The sequence below is a fragment of the Sphingomonas sp. genome, from assembly GCF_031426035.1.
Taxonomy (GTDB): domain Bacteria; phylum Pseudomonadota; class Alphaproteobacteria; order Sphingomonadales; family Sphingomonadaceae; genus Sphingomicrobium.
Genome location: NZ_JANPKO010000043.1, coordinates 25,367 through 43,859, shown reverse-complemented (window position 1 = coordinate 43,859; position 18,493 = coordinate 25,367). Strand labels below are relative to the sequence as shown.

13 protein-coding genes are annotated in these 18,493 nt (G+C 69.3%); 10 read left to right on the top strand and 3 right to left on the bottom strand.

Annotated elements, in window-relative coordinates:
- Window positions 1–158: 158 nt before the first annotated feature.
- The 6 genes from RMP08_RS02760 (at window position 159) to wecB (ending at window position 5,248) form a co-directional block, all read left to right on the top strand.
- On the top strand, window positions 159–455 hold the full coding sequence (locus RMP08_RS02760; RefSeq protein WP_310467448.1) for a hypothetical protein: 297 nt from the start codon (window positions 159–161) through the stop codon (window positions 453–455).
- Window positions 456–614: 159 nt separating this feature from the next.
- Window positions 615–1,280: a response regulator transcription factor gene (locus tag RMP08_RS02755; protein ID WP_310467447.1), complete on the top strand. Its 666-nt coding sequence runs from the start codon at window positions 615–617 to the stop codon at window positions 1,278–1,280.
- Window positions 1,281–1,300: 20 nt separating this feature from the next.
- A complete protein-coding gene (locus RMP08_RS02750; RefSeq protein ID WP_310467446.1) occupies window positions 1,301–2,674 on the top strand; it encodes an ATP-binding protein in 1,374 nt (457 codons plus the stop codon).
- Window positions 2,675–2,706: 32 nt separating this feature from the next.
- Window positions 2,707–3,720, top strand: a complete 1,014-nt coding sequence (locus tag RMP08_RS02745; protein ID WP_310467445.1) for a polyprenyl synthetase family protein — start codon at window positions 2,707–2,709, stop codon at window positions 3,718–3,720.
- 43 nt (window positions 3,721–3,763) lie between these two features.
- Window positions 3,764–4,045 carry an NADH dehydrogenase ubiquinone Fe-S protein 4 gene (locus tag RMP08_RS02740; RefSeq protein ID WP_310467444.1) on the top strand — a complete coding sequence of 94 codons (282 nt, stop codon included), beginning with the start codon at window positions 3,764–3,766 and terminating at the stop codon, window positions 4,043–4,045.
- Window positions 4,046–4,162: 117 nt separating this feature from the next.
- The gene (gene wecB, locus RMP08_RS02735; RefSeq protein ID WP_310467443.1) at window positions 4,163–5,248 is read left to right on the top strand and encodes a non-hydrolyzing UDP-N-acetylglucosamine 2-epimerase; all 1,086 of its coding nucleotides are present in this window, start codon (window positions 4,163–4,165) and stop codon (window positions 5,246–5,248) included.
- Between the two features lie 123 nt (window positions 5,249–5,371).
- Here the strand turns inward: wecB and RMP08_RS02730 are convergent, their stop codons facing one another.
- Both RMP08_RS02730 and RMP08_RS02725 read right to left on the bottom strand, forming a co-directional pair.
- Window positions 5,372–5,638 carry a Txe/YoeB family addiction module toxin gene (locus tag RMP08_RS02730; RefSeq protein WP_310467442.1) on the bottom strand — a complete coding sequence of 89 codons (267 nt, stop codon included), beginning with the start codon at window positions 5,636–5,638 and terminating at the stop codon, window positions 5,372–5,374.
- Window positions 5,635–5,889, bottom strand: a complete 255-nt coding sequence (locus RMP08_RS02725) for a type II toxin-antitoxin system prevent-host-death family antitoxin (RefSeq protein WP_310467441.1) — start codon at window positions 5,887–5,889, stop codon at window positions 5,635–5,637. The genes RMP08_RS02730 and RMP08_RS02725 overlap by 4 nt, the downstream gene beginning before the upstream one ends.
- A gap of 377 nt (window positions 5,890–6,266) precedes the next feature.
- On the opposite strand from RMP08_RS02725, the gene RMP08_RS02720 reads away from it, so the two are divergent.
- The 4 genes from RMP08_RS02720 to RMP08_RS02705 all read left to right on the top strand — a co-directional run bounded on the left by RMP08_RS02720 (window position 6,267) and on the right by RMP08_RS02705 (window position 17,610).
- Window positions 6,267–7,985, top strand: coding sequence for a ShlB/FhaC/HecB family hemolysin secretion/activation protein (locus RMP08_RS02720; protein WP_310467440.1), 1,719 nt, complete (start codon window positions 6,267–6,269; stop codon window positions 7,983–7,985).
- On the top strand, window positions 7,982–13,060 hold the full coding sequence (locus RMP08_RS02715) for a hypothetical protein (protein WP_310467439.1): 5,079 nt from the start codon (window positions 7,982–7,984) through the stop codon (window positions 13,058–13,060). The genes RMP08_RS02720 and RMP08_RS02715 overlap by 4 nt, the downstream gene beginning before the upstream one ends.
- Window positions 13,041–16,139, top strand: coding sequence for a CHAT domain-containing protein (locus RMP08_RS02710; RefSeq protein ID WP_310467438.1), 3,099 nt, complete (start codon window positions 13,041–13,043; stop codon window positions 16,137–16,139). The genes RMP08_RS02715 and RMP08_RS02710 overlap by 20 nt, the downstream gene beginning before the upstream one ends.
- A 205-nt stretch (window positions 16,140–16,344) precedes the next feature.
- The gene (locus RMP08_RS02705; RefSeq protein ID WP_310467437.1) at window positions 16,345–17,610 is read left to right on the top strand and encodes a L,D-transpeptidase family protein; all 1,266 of its coding nucleotides are present in this window, start codon (window positions 16,345–16,347) and stop codon (window positions 17,608–17,610) included.
- Here the strand turns inward: RMP08_RS02705 and RMP08_RS02700 are convergent.
- On the bottom strand, window positions 17,570–18,451 hold the full coding sequence (locus RMP08_RS02700; RefSeq protein ID WP_310467436.1) for a hypothetical protein: 882 nt from the start codon (window positions 18,449–18,451) through the stop codon (window positions 17,570–17,572). The genes RMP08_RS02705 and RMP08_RS02700 overlap by 41 nt on opposite strands.
- Between the last annotated feature and the right edge of the window lie 42 nt (window positions 18,452–18,493).

Here is an 18,493-nt window from a genome sequence, read left to right as displayed (position 1 = left end):
CGCCGCGCGATTTCGAGAGCGCGGCGGCAGCCCGCGTTAACCGAGGATTTACTGGCCCTCGCGCCGATTTTGAGTCACGCTGTGCGCCTGAACCTTGCCGTTCAGCATCATTCATAGGGCATTCAATGGTTTATGTTAGAACCGCCCACAGAATCGCCATGACCCTGACGAAACGCCTCTTGCTGGCCGCGCTGAGCGCGGGCCTCGCCGCCTCCCCCGCGCTGGCCGACCGCCCGCGCGACCAGGACCGCGCGTTCGAGGCGACCCAGCAGGGCCGCTCGATGCCGCTGCCCAGGATCGAGCGCCGGGTGATGCCGTTCATGGACGGCGCCGATTACCTCGGCCCCGAGTTCAACGGCGAGACCTACCGCCTCAAGTTCATGCGCAACGGCCGCGTGATCTGGGTCGACGTCGACGCCGCCACCGGCCGCATCAAGGGCAAGTCGAAGCCGTAATCCCCGCGCCGGCCCCCCGTCGCTCTCTTCGACCGCCACGGCCTACCGCGATTGACAGCGCCGCCGCCGCTCCCCAGTGGCGGGGGAACTCGTTGCGGCCAAGCAACCGTTCAGCTTGAGGCGGGTTGAACAGGCCTAGCCATTCCAGGGGAACCATAGATGCGCGTGCTGATCGTCGAGGACGAACCCAATCTCGGGCGGCAATTGCGCTCGACGCTGGAGGGCGCCGGCTATGCGGTCGACCTCGCCACCGACGGCGAGGACGGGCATTATCTCGGCTCGACCGAGAGCTATGACGCGGTGATCCTCGATCTCGGCCTGCCCGAGGTCGACGGGCTGACCGTGCTCGATCGCTGGCGCAAGGAAGGGCGGCGGATGCCGGTGCTGGTGCTGACCGCGCGCGATTCATGGTCGGACAAGGTCGCCGGATTGGACGCCGGAGCCGACGATTATCTGGCCAAACCGTTCCAGACCGAGGAATTGATCGCGCGCCTGCGCGCGCTGATCCGCCGCGCCTCGGGCAATGCGTCGAGCGAATTGAACGCCGGCGACATCCGCCTCGACACCCGCTCGGGCAAGGTGACCAAGGCGGGCGAGCCGGTCAAATTGACCGCGCAGGAATATAAATTGCTGTCCTATTTGATGCATCACAAGGGCAAGGTGGTCAGCCGCACCGAACTAATCGAGCATATCTACGACCAGGACTTCGACCGCGATTCGAACACCATCGAGGTGTTCGTGACGCGCATCCGCAAGAAATTGGGCGCCGACGTCATCACCACCATTCGCGGCCTCGGCTACAGCCTCGAGGACGGCCCCGCTTGAATGCCGACGCCGCCCCTCCGATGACGGCGGCGGCGGCTCCGGCCGGGAGCGCGCGCCGCGCGACCATCGGCTCGCTGACGCGGCGGATGATCGTCGTTGCGGCGTTGTGGATCACTTTGCTGCTGGTGATCGGTGGCTTCGCGCTCGACCGGGTGATGACCAGCTCAATCGTGCGCAATTTCGACAACCAGCTCGAATATGTCTTGAACGCGATGATCGCGGCGTCGGAAATCGGCCCCGACGGCGAAGTCCGCTTCAACCGCCCGCCCGCCGACCAGCGCTTCATAGAGCCTTATTCCGGCGTCTATTTCCAGGTCAGCGGGGGCGGCGCCGACACTTTTCCGTCGCGCTCGTTGTGGGACCGCCGCCTGCGTGTCGCCAACCGCCACAACGACATCAAGGTCCACAAGTACAACAGCGGGGAATTCGCCGGCGAGCCGCTGCGCATCGTCGAGCGCGACGTCATCCTGCCCGGCTCCGAGGTCAAATGGCGGTTCCAGGTCGCCCAGTCGCGCGACATCATCGACGACCAGATGCGCGAATTGCGCTCGACCCTGTTCTGGAGCTTCCTCGCCCTCGGCATCGGCCTGCTCGTGCTCGCCGCCTTGCAGACGGTGTACGGGCTGTGGCCGCTGCGCCGGGTGCGGCGCGAGGTGGCGCTGATCCGCTCGGGCGGCAAGACCCGCATCAGCCAGTCGTTCCCCGGTGAAATCCGCCCGCTGACCGAGGAGATCAACCAGCTGCTCGCGCACAGCGAGGAGCAAGCGGAGGAAGCGCGGCGCCACGCCGGCAATCTCGCCCATGCGCTCAAGACCCCGCTGACGGTGATCACCAATGCCGCCACCGCGCGCGCACCCGACCTCTCGGCGACGGTGTGCCGCGAGGCGCTGGCGATGCGCCGCCAGGTCGATCACCATTTGGCCCGCGCCCGCGCGATCGGCCGCCGCGCCTCGGCCCAGGCCCGCGCCAAGGTGTGGGACAGCCTGGAAGCGGTCCAGCGCGCGGTCGACCGGCTGTATGAAAGCTCCACCGTCGACATCGCCGGCGACCGCACCGCCGAGGTCCGCGTAGAGCGCCAGGACCTCGACGAAATGCTCGGCAATCTGATCGAGAATGCCGCCAAATACGGCAATGGCCGGGTGTTCGTGACGGTCGAGCCCAACGGCGTGATGATCGACGTGCTGGTCGAGGATGACGGGCCCGGCATTCCGCAAGAGGAACGCGGCACGCTGTTCCAGCGCGGCGCGCGGCTCGACACCACCGGCAAGCCGGGCACCGGGCTCGGGCTGGCCATCGTGCGCGATGTCGCCGAGATCTACGGGGGCACCATCACGCTCGAGGAAAGCGAGGATCTCGGCGGCCTGATGGCGCGGCTGAGCCTGCCGGCGGGCTAGGAAATTCGCCGCTGCTTGGCTAGGGCGGCGCCGTGACCGCGACCGTCCTCCCGCTGCGTCCCGCCCGCGAACCGTCGCTCACCGCGATGGTCGACCTCGTCGCGGCCGACATGAACGGCGTCAACGCGGTGATCCTCGAGCGCATGCAGTCGAAAGTGGCGCTGATCCCCGAGCTCGCCGGGCATTTGATCGCCGGCGGGGGCAAGCGGATGCGGCCGATGCTGACCTTGGCGTCGGCGGCGCTGCTCGATTACACCGGCACGCGCCACCACAAGCTCGCGGCCGCGGTCGAGTTCATCCACACCGCGACGCTGCTGCATGACGACGTCGTCGACGGCTCCGGGACTCGCCGCGGTAAGAGAACCGCCAACATCATCTGGGGCAATCCGGCGAGCGTGCTGGTGGGGGATTTCCTATTTAGCCGCGCGTTCGAGCTGATGGTCGAGGACGGCAGCCTCAAGGTCTTGAAAATTCTCAGCAATGCGTCCGCCGTCATCGCCGAGGGCGAGGTCGAGCAACTGACCGCCCAGCGCCGCATCGACGCCGGCGAAGAGCAATATCTGACGATCATCGGGGCCAAGACCGCGGCTTTGTTCGCCGCCGCCTGCCGCGTCGCCCCGGTCGTCGCCGAGGCCGGCGAGGACGCCGAGCTGGCGCTCGACAGCTACGGCCGCAACCTCGGCATCGCGTTCCAGCTGGTCGACGACGTGATCGATTATGCATCGGACGAGCAAACCATGGGCAAGGGCGTCGGCGACGATTTCCGCGACGGCAAGATGACCCTGCCGGTGATCCTCGCCCACGCCCGCGGCGCGCCCGCCGACCGCGCCTTCTGGGCGGCGGCGATGGCCGGCGAGCGCGCCACCGACGCCGACCTCGCGCACGCGATCGGCCTGATGCGCGCGACCAATGCGCTGGCCGACACCATCGAGCGCGCGCGCCACTACGGCCGCCGCGCGATCGACGCGCTGGCGCCGTTCCCCGCGGGCAAGGCCAAGGCGGCGCTGACCGAGGCGGTCGAGTTCGCCATCGCCCGGGCGTATTGAGCATGGCCTTGATTCACCCGCCGCGCTTTGCCACGGGCAGGCCATGACCGTCGCCCGCATTTCCGAGCTCGAGCGCAAGACCACCCAGTCGGGCAAGGCAAATGCCGGGCGCTGGCTGCTCGAGTTCGAACGCGCCGAAGCGCTGCGCCCCGACCCGCTGACCGGCTGGGCGGGATCGGGCGACACCGCGACCCAAATTCGCATGACCTTCGCCACCAGCGACGAGGCGATCGCCTACGCAACGCGCAACGGGCTCGCCTATCACCTCGTCCCGGCCAAGCCGGTGCGGCTCAAGCTGCAGGCCTACTCCGACAACTTCCGCTAGGGCGTCGCCGCCCCGCCCGCGCCCGCCGCCCTCGCCCCTGCCCCGCTTGCGCTTGGTCCATAGTGGGCGCAGATTGGTCGGGCCGAGCTAGGGGGAAGGCTGCGTGCCCGCATAAAGATGGTGGTCGGGACCCGGCCGGAGGCGATCAAGCTCGCTCCGGTCGCCGCCGCGCTGTCTAAGCGCGGGCTCGCTCCAGGGCTGATCCTGACCGGCCAGCATCCGGCGCTCGACCCCGCCGCGTTCGGGCTCGATGCGCTGCCGGCGGTCAATTTGCGCTGCCCGGGGGAGACCAACCCGCACGCGCACGTCCGCGCGGTGAGCAAGGCGCTGGTGCCGCTGCTCAAGCACGATAGGTGCGACTTGCTGGTCGTCCAGGGCGACACCTCGAGCGCGGCGGCGGGCGCGCTTGCGGCGCGCGTGGCCAAGGTCCCGCTGGCGCATGTCGAGGCGGGGCTGCGCACGCATGACGCGCGATTGCCGTGGCCCGAGGAAATCTTCCGCGTCGCGATCGACCGCCGTGCCGATCTGCTGTTCGCGCCGACCGCGACCAGCGCTGCCAACCTCGACGCCGAGCGGATCCAGGGCGCGGTGCACGTCACCGGCAACAGCGGGATCGATGCGCTGGTCGCGGTCAAGGCGGCGTTGCCCGCGACCCGCGCGCGTGATCGCGGCCAGCCGCTGCTGCTGGTTGGGTTTCACCGCCGCGAAAGCTGGGACAGCGGGTTCGAGGCGATCGCCGCCGCATTGCGGGCAATTGCTGCCGAGGGAATCGCCGAGATCGCGGTGGTGCTGCATCCCAACCCGCACCTCGCCGCTCGCGCGCGGCGGCTGCTCGGGCGCCAGCGCAACATCCGCCTGCGCGCGCCGTGCAGTCACCGCGAGATGATCGCGGCGATGCTCGAGTGCACGCTGATGCTGAGCGATTCGGGCGGCGTGCAGGAGGAGGCGCCGGCGCTCGGCGTGCCGCTGCTCGTGCTGCGCGACAAGACCGAGCGGCCGGAAGGGATCGCCGCCGGCAATATCGAGCTGGTCGGGACCGACCCGGCGCGGATCGTCGCGGCGGTGCGCCGGCTGCTCGCCGACCCCTTGGCGCTGGCGACCATGAGCCGTCCCGCTCTGCCCTATGGCGACGGCCGCGCCGCGCCGCGCATCGCCACCGTCATCGACCAGTGGCTGGCCGCGCCCGAGCGCGCATTCGAATGACAGCGGTGGCATTGTTCCCTGTCGCGAGCCCGGCCCGTTTCGGACCAGATGCAAGCACCGCCTTCCGGCCCATCCCTCCCTCGGTCATGCCCTTTGTAGTCAGCCGCCAGCGCAGCCGTATCGCTAGTAGTGCCGGCGGCACTGGATAATCTCTAGCCGCTGCTCGTTGCCCTTGCCCTCAACGCGATAAACGAGACGATCTTCGCCGTTGATGCGGCGCGACCACCAGCCTTTGAGGCTGTCTCTCAATGGCTCTGGTTTGCCGATCCCCTTAAACGGGTTTCGTCTGCATTCTGCGATCAATGAATTAAGGTGCAGGAGCGTTTTTGGGTCAGTGGCGACCCAGTGCTGATAATCCTGCCACGCTTCGTCGGAGAAATGGACCTTCACGGGTCAATCAATTCGCGCTCCTGCCCCTTGCCTGCGTCCATCTGCTCAATCGAGCGGCGAAGGCGCAGCGCGTTTAGCGGGGATGAGAGGAGGTGCGTGGTCTCCACAATCGAGTTCCACTCGGAAAGGGAGACCATGACGACTGCCTCGGCCTTTTGGCGTGTGACAACCACGTGCGTCTTGTCATCGACAACACGGTCCATCACGGCCTTCAAATTAGCCCGTGCATCGGTGTACGAGAGCACGTCCATTAGAATCTCCAAACTCTTGTACAGCTATATGTACAGATTTTTGTACAAATGCAAGAGTGGACGGGCAGTGAATTTTGTTAGTGTCGAGTGTTGGCCGGTCAGGTGCTTGCCGCACAATCGAATAACGCCGGTTAACAGCGCCCTTTAGACACGCTTCCGGCGGGCTATTTGCGCGCCCCGCCGCGCTCCGCGCATTCGCGTTCCGCTCCAATATGTTGCGTGGCCAAAGTTGAAGTGCTCTATTGCCTCTCGCATCCGCAGCGACTCGCGGAGCTTGGAGGGGGCCCAGGCATTTGCAACCGGTAAAGATAAAGTATCCACGCCAGAAAACCGACTGGATTGGCCTGTGCGCAACCACGGCGCTGGCGCTGGCAGCGGTGGCGACACCGACCGCCGGCCAGGCGCAATCGGTCGCGCCGACCCGCGAAGAAGTCACCCGTCCGCCGCCCCAGCCGGAACCGCCGCGGCCGCCCCGGCTGGACGTAGAAGGCGGGATCGAGCGCGCCCCGTGCGCCCTCGACACGCCGGAAAACCAGGCGATCCGTTTCACCCTGCGCGATGTTCAATTCGAGGGGCTGCGGGGGCTCGCTCCGGGCGACCTCACCCCGGCCTACGCCGACCTGGTCGGCCAGGAACAGCCGGTCGCGGCGATCTGCGAAATCCGCGACCGCGCGGCGACTATCTTGCGCGGGGCCGGCTACATCGCCTCAGTCGAGGTGCCCGAGCAGCGCATCGCCGAGGGCACTGTGCGGTTCAAGGTGCTGATGGCCAAGCTGGTCCAGGTCCGCGTGCGCGGCGACGCCGGCCGCGCCGAGCAGACCATCGCCGGCTATCTCGGGCGGTTGACCGACCAGGAGGTGTTCAACCGCTACGAGGCCGAGCGCTATTTGCTGCTGGCGAGCGACCTGCCCGGCTACAATGTGCGGCTGACCCTGCGCCCAGCGGGCACCATCCCCGGCGAAGTGGTCGGGGACGTTACCGTGCTGCGGCTGGCCGGGGTGCTCGACGCCAATGTCCAGAATTACGGATCACAGGAACTGGGCCGCTGGGGCGGGTTGCTGCGCGCGCAATTGTTCGGCCTCACCGGGCTCGGCGACCGCACCACCGTGGCACTGTTCGAGACCTTCAACCTCAAGGAACAGCGCACCATCCAGGTCGGCCACGACTTCCGCTTGGGTTCGGAGGGGCTGACCCTGTCGGGCAACTTCACCTACGCCTGGGCGCGGCCCGACATTGCCGGCGGCGCCGACGTGCGGGCGACCACGATGTTCGCCACCGCCGAGGTCAGCTACCCGTTCATCCGCCGCCAGTCGAACACGGTGCGCGGCGCGGTCGGCTTCGACCTGGTCGACCAGGACGTCGAGATCGAGGACGCCGACCTGACCCGCGACCGCCTGCGGGTCGCGTTCGCGCGGCTCACCGCCGACGCGGTCAGCCTCGACTTCACCCGCCGCGGATCATCGCTGGCCGAGCCGCTGTGGCGGGTGAGCGGCCTGATCGAATTGCGCCGCGGGCTCGACATCTTCGACGCCACCGACTGCGGCGAGACGGGCAGCGAGTGCCTCGGGCCGGGTGAAGTCCTGCCGAGCCGGACCGAGGCCGACGGCACCGCGACGGTCGTGCGCAGCAGCATCTACGGGGAATACCGCCCGGCGCGGCTGGTTACGCTGGCGCTCGGGGTGCGCGGGCAATGGGCCGACGACCCGCTGCTCAGCTTCGAGGAATTCTCCGCCGGCAACTACACCGTCGGGCGCGGCTACGACCCCGGCAGCCTGCTCGGCGACCGCGGCATCGGGTTCCAGGCCGAAGTGCGGCTGGGGAGCCTGGTGCCGACCGGTCCGCGCGTCCCCGCCTTCGAGGGATTTGTGTTTTTCGACCATGCGCGGATCAACAATCTCGACCGCCTGCTCGACAACAGCGATTTCGCCGATCGCCTGAGCTCGGTCGGTGGCGGGCTGCGCACGGTGTTCCGCGGGCTCAACCTCGACGCCACCTACGCCATCCCGCTCAAGCGGGTCGGGCCGCTCGACGAAAAGCCCGACCATCGCCTGCTCATCTCGCTCACCACCCGCCTGTGGCCATGGAGCTTCCAATGACAGCTCAGTCGTCTTGCGTCCCCCCGCTTCCCGCCCGCCGGCCGGCGCGCCGCGAGCGGCTCCTGCTGTCGTGCGCGGCGACCGCGCTGGCCACCGTCGCGCTGCCCGCGCAGCGCGCCGACGCCCAGGCTTTCCAGGGCAGCGAGACGGTCGTCAACGGCACGGCAATCCGCACCATCACCGGGGACTTCACCGAGACCATCACGGTCGGCACGTCGACCGCCACCATCAACTGGTCGCCGTATGACAACGAGGGCACCGGAACCATCGACTTCCTCCCCGCGGGCCACACCGCGACGTTCACCAACAACCCGGGGTCGACCGCCGACTTCACCGTGCTCAACCGGATCGTCCCGACCGATCCGAGCCGGGCGGTGGCGTTCAACGGCACCGTCATCAGCCAGCTCCAGGATTTGAGCCAGAACGTCACCCCGGGCGGCAGCGTGTGGTTCTACAGCCCGGGCGGGATGGTGGTCGGCGCGTCGGCCGTGTTCGACGTCGGCAGCCTGCTATTGACCACCAACGACGTGACCAGTTTCTCGACCGACGCCAACGGCTTCACCGGGCGCTTCGTTGCCACGCCGGGCAGCACCTCGGCGATCACCATCGCGCCCGGCGCACAGATCACCGCCACCCCCGACAACAGCTATGTCGCGCTGGTCGCGCCGCGCGTCGAGCAAGGTGGCGCGGTGCGCGTCAACGGCACCGCCGCCTACGCCGCCGGCGAAGACGTCACGATGACCATGAACCAGGGCCTGTTCGACATCCAGGTCACGGTCGGCACCGGCGACAGCAACGGCATCGTCCACACCGGCTCGACCGGCGGCCCGTCGAGCACCGGCACCGGCGACTATCACCGCGCTTACCTGGTCGCGGTGCCCAAGAACCAGGCGCTGACCATGCTGCTCGGCGGCAGCATCGGCTTCGACGCGGCGACCAGCGCGGCGATCGACAATGGCGACATCATCCTGCGCGCCGGGTGGAGCGTGACGGAAACGCCGAGCGGCCTGAGCGGAAACGCGTCCGGCACGCCCAACGCCGGCATCGACATCGGCCCGGGGACCTATTCGTCGGACGTCAATGCGATGTCCTGGGGCAACATCATCGCCGCCGCCGACAGCGGGTCGATCACGTTCGCCGGGGACGTCGCGCTCAACTCCTACGGCTCGCCCGGCAGCGGCAATGTGTGGCTCGGCGCGAGCAACGGCAACAGCGTCACCGTCGGCGGCCAAGCCGTGCTGTTCACCAGCCTGTCAGGATTTTCATCGTCGGCGCGAATCTATGCCGACACCGGGGGCAGCGTCGACATCGATGGCGGCGCGATCCTGTCGGCGATCAGCGCGTCGGGATCGGGCGGGACCGCCGCGATCATCGCTGACAATGCCACGATCGACATCGGCGGAGTCGCCAGCGTGGTGGCCAATGCCCAGAATTTCTCCGCGGCCACCGCGGGCAACAGCATCGACGCGTTCGGAGGATCGGCGTCGGTGGTGGCGACCAACAATGCGACGATCACCGCCGGCTCGCTGTCGGTCGGCGCGAGCTCGACGGGCCAAGCCAACGCCGGGACCGGCGACACCATCAGCGGCGACGGGCATGGCGGGTTCGCCGAAGTGCGCTCGGACAGCGGCAGCGAGATCACCGTCGCGGGCTATTTGACGGTGACCGCGCAAGGCTTTGGCGGCGGCATGCAGGCGGGGGCGACGCAGGGCGGCAACGGCTATGGCGGCTCGGCGGAAGTGACCACCACCGGCGGCACGATCACCGTCGGCGGCGACCTCAGTGCCTATGCCGAAGGCTTTGGCGGCGGCGTATTCACCAGCGCGCCGGGCCAATTGCTGGGCGGCGACGGGTTCGGCGGGACGGTCGTGCTGTCGGCCAGCGGCGGCCCCATCGCGGTCACCGGCGCGGGCCTGGTTTCGACCTACGCCATCGGCGGCGCCAACGCCGGCGGCGATGGCGGCGACGGCGAGGGCGGGTACAGTTATGTCGAGGCGACGAACGGCGGCAGCCTGGCGTTCGGCGCCGGTGGGCTGACCGTCAGCTCAAGCGGAGTCGGCGGGTCCGGCGGAGATCTCGGCGGGTTCGGTTATGGCGGCTCGACGCTGGTCAGCCTCGACGGCGGAGACCTGACCTCGGCGGGCGAACTGCAATTGTGGGCCAACGGCTTCGGCGGCGCCGGGGCGACCGGTGGCGACGGCACCGGCGGGTCGAGCGCAATCGACATCTTCAGCAGCGGCGGCACGCTGACGGCGGCCGGCGAAACGCGGATCGAGGGGGCCGGCCACGGCGGCGCCGGAATTGCCAACGCCAGCGGCACCGGCGGTGCCGGCGGCGACGGCATTGGCGGCGACGCGTCGATTTACATCTCCAGCGGAATCGAGACCGAGGGCTCGCCGGTGACGCTCGAGCTGGGCAACGTGTTCGTGACCGCCAACGGCACTGGCGGGATCGGCGGCAATGGCGCCACCGGCGGCGCCGGCGGCGACGCATTCGGCGGCAATGCCTATTTCTACCTCGGCTCCGCGGGGACGGCCGATTTCACCGAACTGCAGGTGTTCTCGACGTCGCGCGGCGGAGCGGGCGGGACAGGATCGTCGGGCGCTGGCGGCGCCGGCGGCCTGGCCGAGGGCGGGTTCGCCTGGATCGACGTCGCGGGCACAATGACCGCGGACATTTTCTCGGCTTACGCGCGGGCGTTCGGCGGCAATGGCGGGACAGGCACGACCGCGGCGGGGGCCGGCGGCGACGCGTTTGGAGGCAGCGCCTTTGTCGACGTGGATGCCGGTGGCAGTATTGCCGCCAGCGTGCTCGCCGACATCGCCACCACGGCGTTTGGCGGCAGCGGATCGACCGGCGGCCAAGCCGCCGGGGGCGACGGCCAATTCTCGGTCGATGGCGCGCTCACGGCGGCGAGCCTGCGGGTCGACGCGTCCGCCACCGGCGGCGTCGGCAGCGGCGGCGATGGCGGCCAGGCGGCGGGAGGTTCATCGGAAATCGACATCGTCGACGGGAACCTGACCGTCACCGGTGACACCGAGGTGCTTGCCAATGCCGTCGGCGGCAGCGGCACCGCCAATGGCGGTATCGCCACCGGCGGGGCGGCCTATCTTTACGCCGAAAGCAGCGGCGCCGGAACGCTGGCGAGCACTTTGCTCGAGGCGAGTGGCGAAGGCGGAGCCGGCGGCAGCGGCGGCACTGCCGGCACGGGCGCAGGCGGCATCGCATTCGTCCAACTTTTCGAGTCCGACCTCACCGCAAACCTCACGCTCACCGCCAATGGCGACACGACCGGCGGCATCGCCTTGCTTGAACTGCTCGGCTCGTCCCTGACCGCCAACAGCGTCGCAATGACCGTTAATGGCGGACAGTCCGGCGGCATTGCCTACACGCTGCTCGAAAGCGGAGACCTCGGGCAGACCTCGTCGCTGGACACCGATGCCTTCTCCGTCCAGGCCAATGGCGGCAACACCGGCGGCGTCGTTTACCTGTTCACCGAGGAGGGCAGCAGCGCCTACCTCGGCAATGCAACGCTTGCCGCGAACGGCCCCAGCGGGTCTGGCGGCATCTTCATCGGCTCCGGCGGCCTCGACGGGGAAGCGGCGCAACGGAGCGGCCCGATTTACGCGCCGGGGGATCCCGGGATCAGCGCAAACAGTTTCGCGGCCAACTCGAGCGGCTCGATTTTCATCGGCAGTGATCTCGACGCAACCCAGACATTGGCGCTGACGGCCGGCAGCGACATTAGCGTTGCCAACCTGTTCGCGGGCACCACGGTCACCGTGAGTGCCGGCGGCAACTTTACCGTCGCGGACGTCACCGCAGGCACTTCGGCGGCGTTCACCGCCGGTGGGGTCGCCGCTTTCCGCGGCACGGTGTCGGCGCCGGCAATCACCGTGACCTCGGCCGACCTCGACATCACCGGCGACCTCGGCGTGCAGGGCGTGACCGAGACGATCGTGCTCAACGCGGTCAGTGACGGCGAGCCGATCGTCATTGGCGGCGGGGAGGAGGTGGACGGTGCGACCGGTCAAGATGGCCTGCAGTGGCGGTTGACCCGGGACGAAAGCATCGAGTCCGACAGCGTCGTGATCAACGCCATCGGCGCCAACGAAGGGCAAGCGCCCGACGTGTTGCTGCTCGACGTCGAGATCGAGGGCAGCCAGACCGGCGAAGGCGGCGGCACCAGCCATGTCGAGCTCAACACCGACGGCTCGGTGCTGGTCGAAGGGCTGGTGCTGTTCCTCGACAGCGGCGCCGACGACGTGCTGGCGATCAACGCCGGCGGCTCGATCCAGATCAACACCTCGACCGGCGGAGGGATCGGCATGGTCGGGCCCAACGAGACACCGGCGGGCACACTGCTGTTGACCGCGGCCGACATCTGGTCGGGCGACCAGGCACTGCTCGACGCGCTCAACCTGGACCCGTCGTACGCCGGCCGCAACGATGCGCTGACGACCAACCCGGGCGCGGACGACCAGCGCGGGCGGATCGTCGCCGGCGGCATCGAGATCACTGTCGGCAACAGCCTGTTGGTCCAGAACACCGGAACCGCGGCATCGCCGGCCGGAATCAATGTCGGCGCGGGCGGCCTGGTGGTGCGCAGTTCCTCGCCAGACACGACGGTGTTCGCCTTTGGCCAAGGCGTCAACGGCGACGGCACGCCGCTCACCGGGGAGGCCTTCGTCGGCACGATCGACTTCGATTCGGACGAAGGCGGTTTCACTTCGGGATCGCGCTTCAACGGCTGCGCCCTCAGCGGTCCGTGCGTCGATCCGGGGCCGGGGCCGGGACCTGAGCCCGAGCCGGAGCCGGTGCCGCCCGCCGTGTCGGGCCCGGATAGTGTGCTCGGTCCGGTCGAAGTGGTCGCGTCCGGTGACGTCGAGACCGAGAGCGAAGGCGAGGGCAGCCTCAGCGTGACCCTCGCCAGCGCCTTGTTCGAAACCGGCGACGTCGTGCTCGACCAGCTGATCGACGAAGGCGTCACCAGCGGCGGCGACAGCAGCCTGTGGTTCGGCGGCGACGACGATGACGAGGAAGAGGACGAAGACGATGACGGCGAGGACAAGTGAGATGAGCCGGGTGGCGATCGCGTCCGCGGCTGCAGTCGCCGCGCTGATCCTCGACGGCAGCGCCGGCGCGCAGTCGCTGAGCGTGCGCGACACCTTCCGCATCGGCACCGGCGGGGGCGTGCTGTGCTCGGCGCAGCTGGCCACCAACGACAAGGCGCTCGGCGACATGTTCGACCGCGGCTATGCGGTGGTGTGCCGCGACGCCGCGGTGCCGGTCGGGCGGCTCCACGCCTTGCGCGTGCGCGGCGACGACCCCGCGGCGCGGCTCGCGGCGGCGCGCGCCGAGCGGGCGACGTGCGATGCGCCGACGGTGCAGACGATCGCCGGGCTGGGCAGCGTTCAGGTCAGCGAGTGCCGGCTCAAGGACGCCGACGTGCGCTATCGTGCGTACCAGGTCCGCAAGGGCAAGACGCTTTACTCGGCCGAGGGGCTGGCCGGCTATGACAGCGCGCTCCAGCTCGGCCTGCGCAACGTCATCGCCGACAAACCGGTCGCGGGCGAAGTATCGATCGCGACCACCGGCGCCGGCGACCCCGCGGCGTTCGCGCGGGTGCAGGCGGGCAGCCTCGATGCGAGCCGCGCGCTGGCCGAGGCTTACCGCCGCAACAATGCCGGCAACTATGCCGAAAGCGCCGAATTCTTCGCGTCGCTGTCGAGCAGCGAGGACGGCACCACGCCGCGCGCCGAGGCGCTGGTCAACGAGGCGCTGCAGAAATCCAACCTCGGCCGCTACGCCGAGGCCGACGTGCTGTTCCGCCGCGCGCGTGACCTGGTCGGCGACGATATCGTGGTCGCCCGCCAGCACCGCAATTACCGCGCGATGCATTTGCTCAACCAGGGCCAGGCCCAGGCCGCGCTGCGCGAGCTCGACAAGGCGCTGCCGCAGGCGAGCGCGCTGGCCAGCAAGTCGATCGCCGAGCTCATCATCGACCCGGCGACGGCGGCCCGGCTGAGCACGGAATCTTCGGCATCGCGCCAGCTCGGCGCGGCCAGCGCGGCCCTCCTGCCCGAGGAGAAAGCCCAGATTCTCGACGGCCAGGCCGAGCATTTGCGCGGCTCGGCGCTGCGCCTGCGCAACGACGATGCCGGCGCCGCCGCGGCGCTGGGCCGGGCCGACGCCAAGCTCAAGGCGGTGCGCGGCGGCCGCGTGTCGTCGACCGTGTGGATGCGCGCGCAGATCTTGAGCGAGCTCGCGGCGCTCGCCGAAAAGGGCGGCAATGCGGCCGAGGCCGACCGCCAGTACCGCGCCAGCATCGCGCTGCTCGAGAGCGATTATCCGGGGTCCTCGGCGTTGTTCAGCGCGCGCGGCCGGCTGGCTGCCTATCTCGCCCGCTCCGGCCAGGCGGAAGCCTCCGCCGCGCTCTACCGCGAAATCGTCCAGGCCTATGCCGCGATGACCAGCCCCCCGCCCGGCCTTGCCCGCGTGCTTGGGCCGTATGTCACGCTGCTGCTCGCCAAGGGCGACGACCCGCAGGCCACCGCCGACCTGTTCGAGGCGACCCAGGTGCTGCTGCGGCCCGGCGTCGCGCAGACCCAGGCGGTGCTGGCGCGCGAACTCAGCGGCGGCAGCGACGAGGCGTCCCGGCTGTTCCGCCAGTCGGTCACCTTGACCCGCCAGATCGAGCGCGGGCGGATCGAGCTCGCCCGGCTCGAGGCGCTCAAGCAGCCCGCAGCGGCCGAAACCGCGCGCATCGCGCTGCTCCGCACGACGCTCGAGGAAGCGCGAACCGAACAGGTCGCAACGCAGGCCAAGCTGGCCGATTATCCGCGCTTCCGCGCGGTTTCCAACGCGACCATCAACCTCAAGGAGTTGCAGGGCCAGCTGCGCGACGGCGAGGCCTATTACAAGATGACCGCGGTCGGCGACGACATGGTCGTGCTGTTCGCCACGGCGACCACCGCCAAGGCGTGGCGCGCCGCGGTCAACGCCAAGCAGCTGGAGGAACAGGTCAAGGCGTTGCGCGACAGCATCTCGGTAGTCGAGGGGGGGCAGCGCAAGACCTACCCGTTCGACGTCGCGCTGTCGCACCAGCTGTACGCCGGGCTGTTCCAGCCGATCGCGAGCGAGCTGGCGGGGGTGAAGCACCTGATTTTCGAGCCGGACGGGGCGATGCTGCGCTTGCCGCCGAACCTGCTGGCGATGGCCGGGCCTGGCCTCGAGGCCTATCGCAAGCGCGCCGCGGCAGGCGGCGACGGCGAGTTCGATTTCACCGGCGTCCAGTGGCTCGGGCGCGACCGCGACATCAGCACGTCGGTTTCGGCGCGCGCGTTCCGCGACGTGCGGATGGCGCCGCGCGCGACCGCCGCGCGCGAATATCTCGGGCTCGGGCAGAATACGCCGGTGGGGGCGACGCTGCAGACCGCGGCGGGCACCACGCGCAGCGTCGCCGACCTCGACTGCGTGCTGTCGCTGGCGCAGTGGAACCGGCCGATCTCGGCCGAGGAGCTGATGCTGGCCAGCTCGATCCTCTCGGCCGGGCAGGCCGGGCGCACCGAAGTGATCACCGGGGACGCCTTCACCGACACCGCGATCAAGAGTCGCCCGGACTTGAGCGAGTATCGCATCATCCACTTCGCGACCCACGGCATCGTCACCTCGCCGCGGCGCAAATGCCCGGCGCAACCGGCGCTGATGACCAGCTTCGGGGGCGACGGGTCGGACGGCCTGCTGACCTTCCGCGAGATCTTCGACCTCCGGCTCGACGCCGACCTGGTGATCCTGTCGGCGTGCGATACCGCCGGCGCGGCGAGCACGGCGGCGACCCGCGACGCCGGCCTGGCGACCGGCGGCGAGCTCGCGCTCGACGGGCTGGTGCGCGCGTTCGTCGGGGCCGGCGGGCGGCTGGTGGTCGCCAGCCATTGGCCGGTGCCGGACGACTATAACGCCACCCAGCGCCTGATCTCGGGGCTGTTCAGCGCGCCGGCGGGGACGTCGGTGGCGGGCGCGCTGCGCGCGGCGCAGACCGGGCTGATGGACGCGCCGGCCACCTCGCACCCGTTCTACTGGTCGGGCTTCGCGACGATCGGCGACGGGGCGGTGCCGGTGATCCGCAAGGCGGAGGTCGTCGCCAGCCGCTGAGCGGTTGCCGAAGGCGAGCCGAGCGCAGTCCCGGTCCGGGGCAATTCTCCCCCGATGGTTGCCGTCACGCTGCGAAAATGGTTGCGTAACATACGGAGACGCTTGAAGAAGTGCCGCCGCGTGACCGGATTCTTGCGTCGGGCGAACGAGAAAGGCGAGGATGACCACCGCACCGCGCGACCCGGCAGTCCGACCGTACAGACGCGTGCAGCGAGCGGCCATTGCCGGCGCGCTGGCCGCCGCGCTGCTGCCCGGCGCCACGACCGCGAGCGCGAAAACCCCGCTCGCAAGGACCGCCGCGGCAACCGCATCGCCCGTCGAGACATTCTATCGCGCGCGGGGCGGACGGCCGCTGTGGCTTGCCCCTGCGGCGGGTGACGCCGCCGAGCAGCTGATCAGGCTGCTGAGCTCGTCCGAGGTCGACGGCTTGGCCAAGGGCAGCTTCGAGGTTGGCGCGCTGCTCGTCGCCACGCGCGCGGCCGCCAGCGGCGACGCGCAGGCCGTGAAGCGCGCCGAAACGATGCTGAGCGAGGCGTTCGTGGCCTACGCCGCGGCGTTGCAAAGCGATCCGCGCGTCGGCGTGATCTATGTCGATCCGGAGCTCAAGCCGGCGCCGTCAAAGCCGCTCGAGGCGCTGCAACGCGCGGCACAGGCGCCGTCGCTTGCTGCGTACATCAGCGAGGTCGGCTGGATGAACCCGGTTTACGGGCAGCTTCGCCACGCACTGCATTCATCGCTCAGCGAGCAGGACCGTTATGTCCTCTCGCTCAACCTGCAGCGGGCGCGCGCGTTGCCGGCCGGAGCGCAGCGCTACGTGCTCGTGAACACCGCCAACCAGCGCTTGTACATGGTCGAAAACGGAAAAGTCGCCGACGAGATGAAGGTGGTAGTCGGGCGCCGCGACGCCCAGACGCCGCTGATGAACGCGTTCATCCGCCATGCCGTGATGAACCCCTATTGGAACGTGCCGACCGACATCACCGGGCGCCTGGCGCCCAATGTCCTCAAGCGCGGGACCGCTTACCTCAAGCAACAGGGGTATGAGGTCGTCTCCGATTTCGGCCCCGGCCTGCGCGTAATCGATGCCGCAACGATCGACTGGAAGGCGGTCGCGGCGGGCAAATTGCCGGTCCAGATGCGGCAGCTGCCGGGGCCGGCCAACTCGATGGGGCGCATCAAGTACATGTTCCCCAATTCGCAGGGCGTGTGGCTGCACGACACGCCGCAACGACAGCTGTTCGCGAAATCGGTCCGGGTCGAAAGCGCGGGCTGCGTCCGGCTCGAGGACGCGTGGCGGCTGGGATCGTGGCTGTTCGGGCGCGAGCTGTCGCTGACCACCGAGGAGCGCGAGCGAAGGATCGACCTGCCCGCGCCGGTCCCGGTGTTCATCACCTACCTCACCGCGGTCCCCGGGCAGCCGGCAGTCCGCTTCATCGGCGACGTCTACGGCCGCGATCCGCCCCGCTTGTGAGCGGCTCGACCGGCGTGGCAGCTGCGGTCGACCAGTCGCGGGCGATCGGCGCCGGCACGCCGTCGTAGAGGCGATCGAACAGCGCCAGGGCACCCGCTTCGGTGAAAATCCCGGCAACCACCTGGGGCCAGTAAGGCGCGTCTTCACGCCGGATCACGCTGGTCACGATTGACGGTATCGCCGCCGTTCCGAGCGCTCCCCCGAGCGCAAACCGGTGCTGGCCTTCCTCGACCAGCCAGCGGTTGCGGCCGGCCTTGCGCAAAGCGACAACCTTGGTCGGGAAATCGCGCGCAAAGGGTTTGAAACCGTCCCGCCGCACCGCCTCGAGGAGCGCGTGCAAGCGGGTCACCTGCAGCTCCACCCTGGCCGCCTGCACCGGGCCGAAGAAGGTATGGCCGGCGTCGTCGCCAGGACTGACCCCGTAGCGCATCCCAACATATTTCAATGACCGTTTGCGCCGCGCGATGATTTCGGCGACCCCGAGCTCGGACCACGGGTACAAATAGCCGATCGGCGGCACGTCGCGCAGGCCCGGCGCATCCGCCGCGCCGAGCCCGACGACGTCGCATGCGGACGTCGGCCGCACCGAGGCGTAATAACGCTCCAGGATTTCGGTAAACGCGCGCCGTCCGCGATCCGCGCTGGCGTCGCGCCGTGCAACGTCGAAGGCCTGGACGAACGGGTGGACGTGCGGCGCCAGCGGCAAGCCGATCGTGTGAAACGCGCGGCAGTCCTCGAGCGGGATTTCGAACACCGCATAGCCGCGTTTTGTCGGGCAATACTCGACCGTAACCGGGTCGCTGCCGGCGGGCTCGACCTCCAGCTTCGCCGGGTCCGCCACCCGCCGCACCTCATACCCCAACGACCGAATTGCCCGCAGTGC

Coding starts and splice junctions, on each gene's coding strand:
- RMP08_RS02760 (WP_310467448.1), top strand. CDS start 159: ATGACCCTGACGAAACGCCTCTTGCTGGCCGCGCTGAGCGCGGGCCTC.
- RMP08_RS02755 (WP_310467447.1), top strand. CDS start 615: ATGCGCGTGCTGATCGTCGAGGACGAACCCAATCTCGGGCGGCAATTG.
- RMP08_RS02750 (WP_310467446.1), top strand. CDS start 1,301: ATGACGGCGGCGGCGGCTCCGGCCGGGAGCGCGCGCCGCGCGACCATC.
- RMP08_RS02740 (WP_310467444.1), top strand. CDS start 3,764: ATGACCGTCGCCCGCATTTCCGAGCTCGAGCGCAAGACCACCCAGTCG.
- wecB (WP_310467443.1), top strand. CDS start 4,163: ATGGTGGTCGGGACCCGGCCGGAGGCGATCAAGCTCGCTCCGGTCGCC.
- RMP08_RS02725 (WP_310467441.1), bottom strand. CDS start 5,889: ATGGACGTGCTCTCGTACACCGATGCACGGGCTAATTTGAAGGCCGTG.
- RMP08_RS02715 (WP_310467439.1), top strand. CDS start 7,982: ATGACAGCTCAGTCGTCTTGCGTCCCCCCGCTTCCCGCCCGCCGGCCG.
- RMP08_RS02710 (WP_310467438.1), top strand. CDS start 13,041: ATGACGGCGAGGACAAGTGAGATGAGCCGGGTGGCGATCGCGTCCGCG.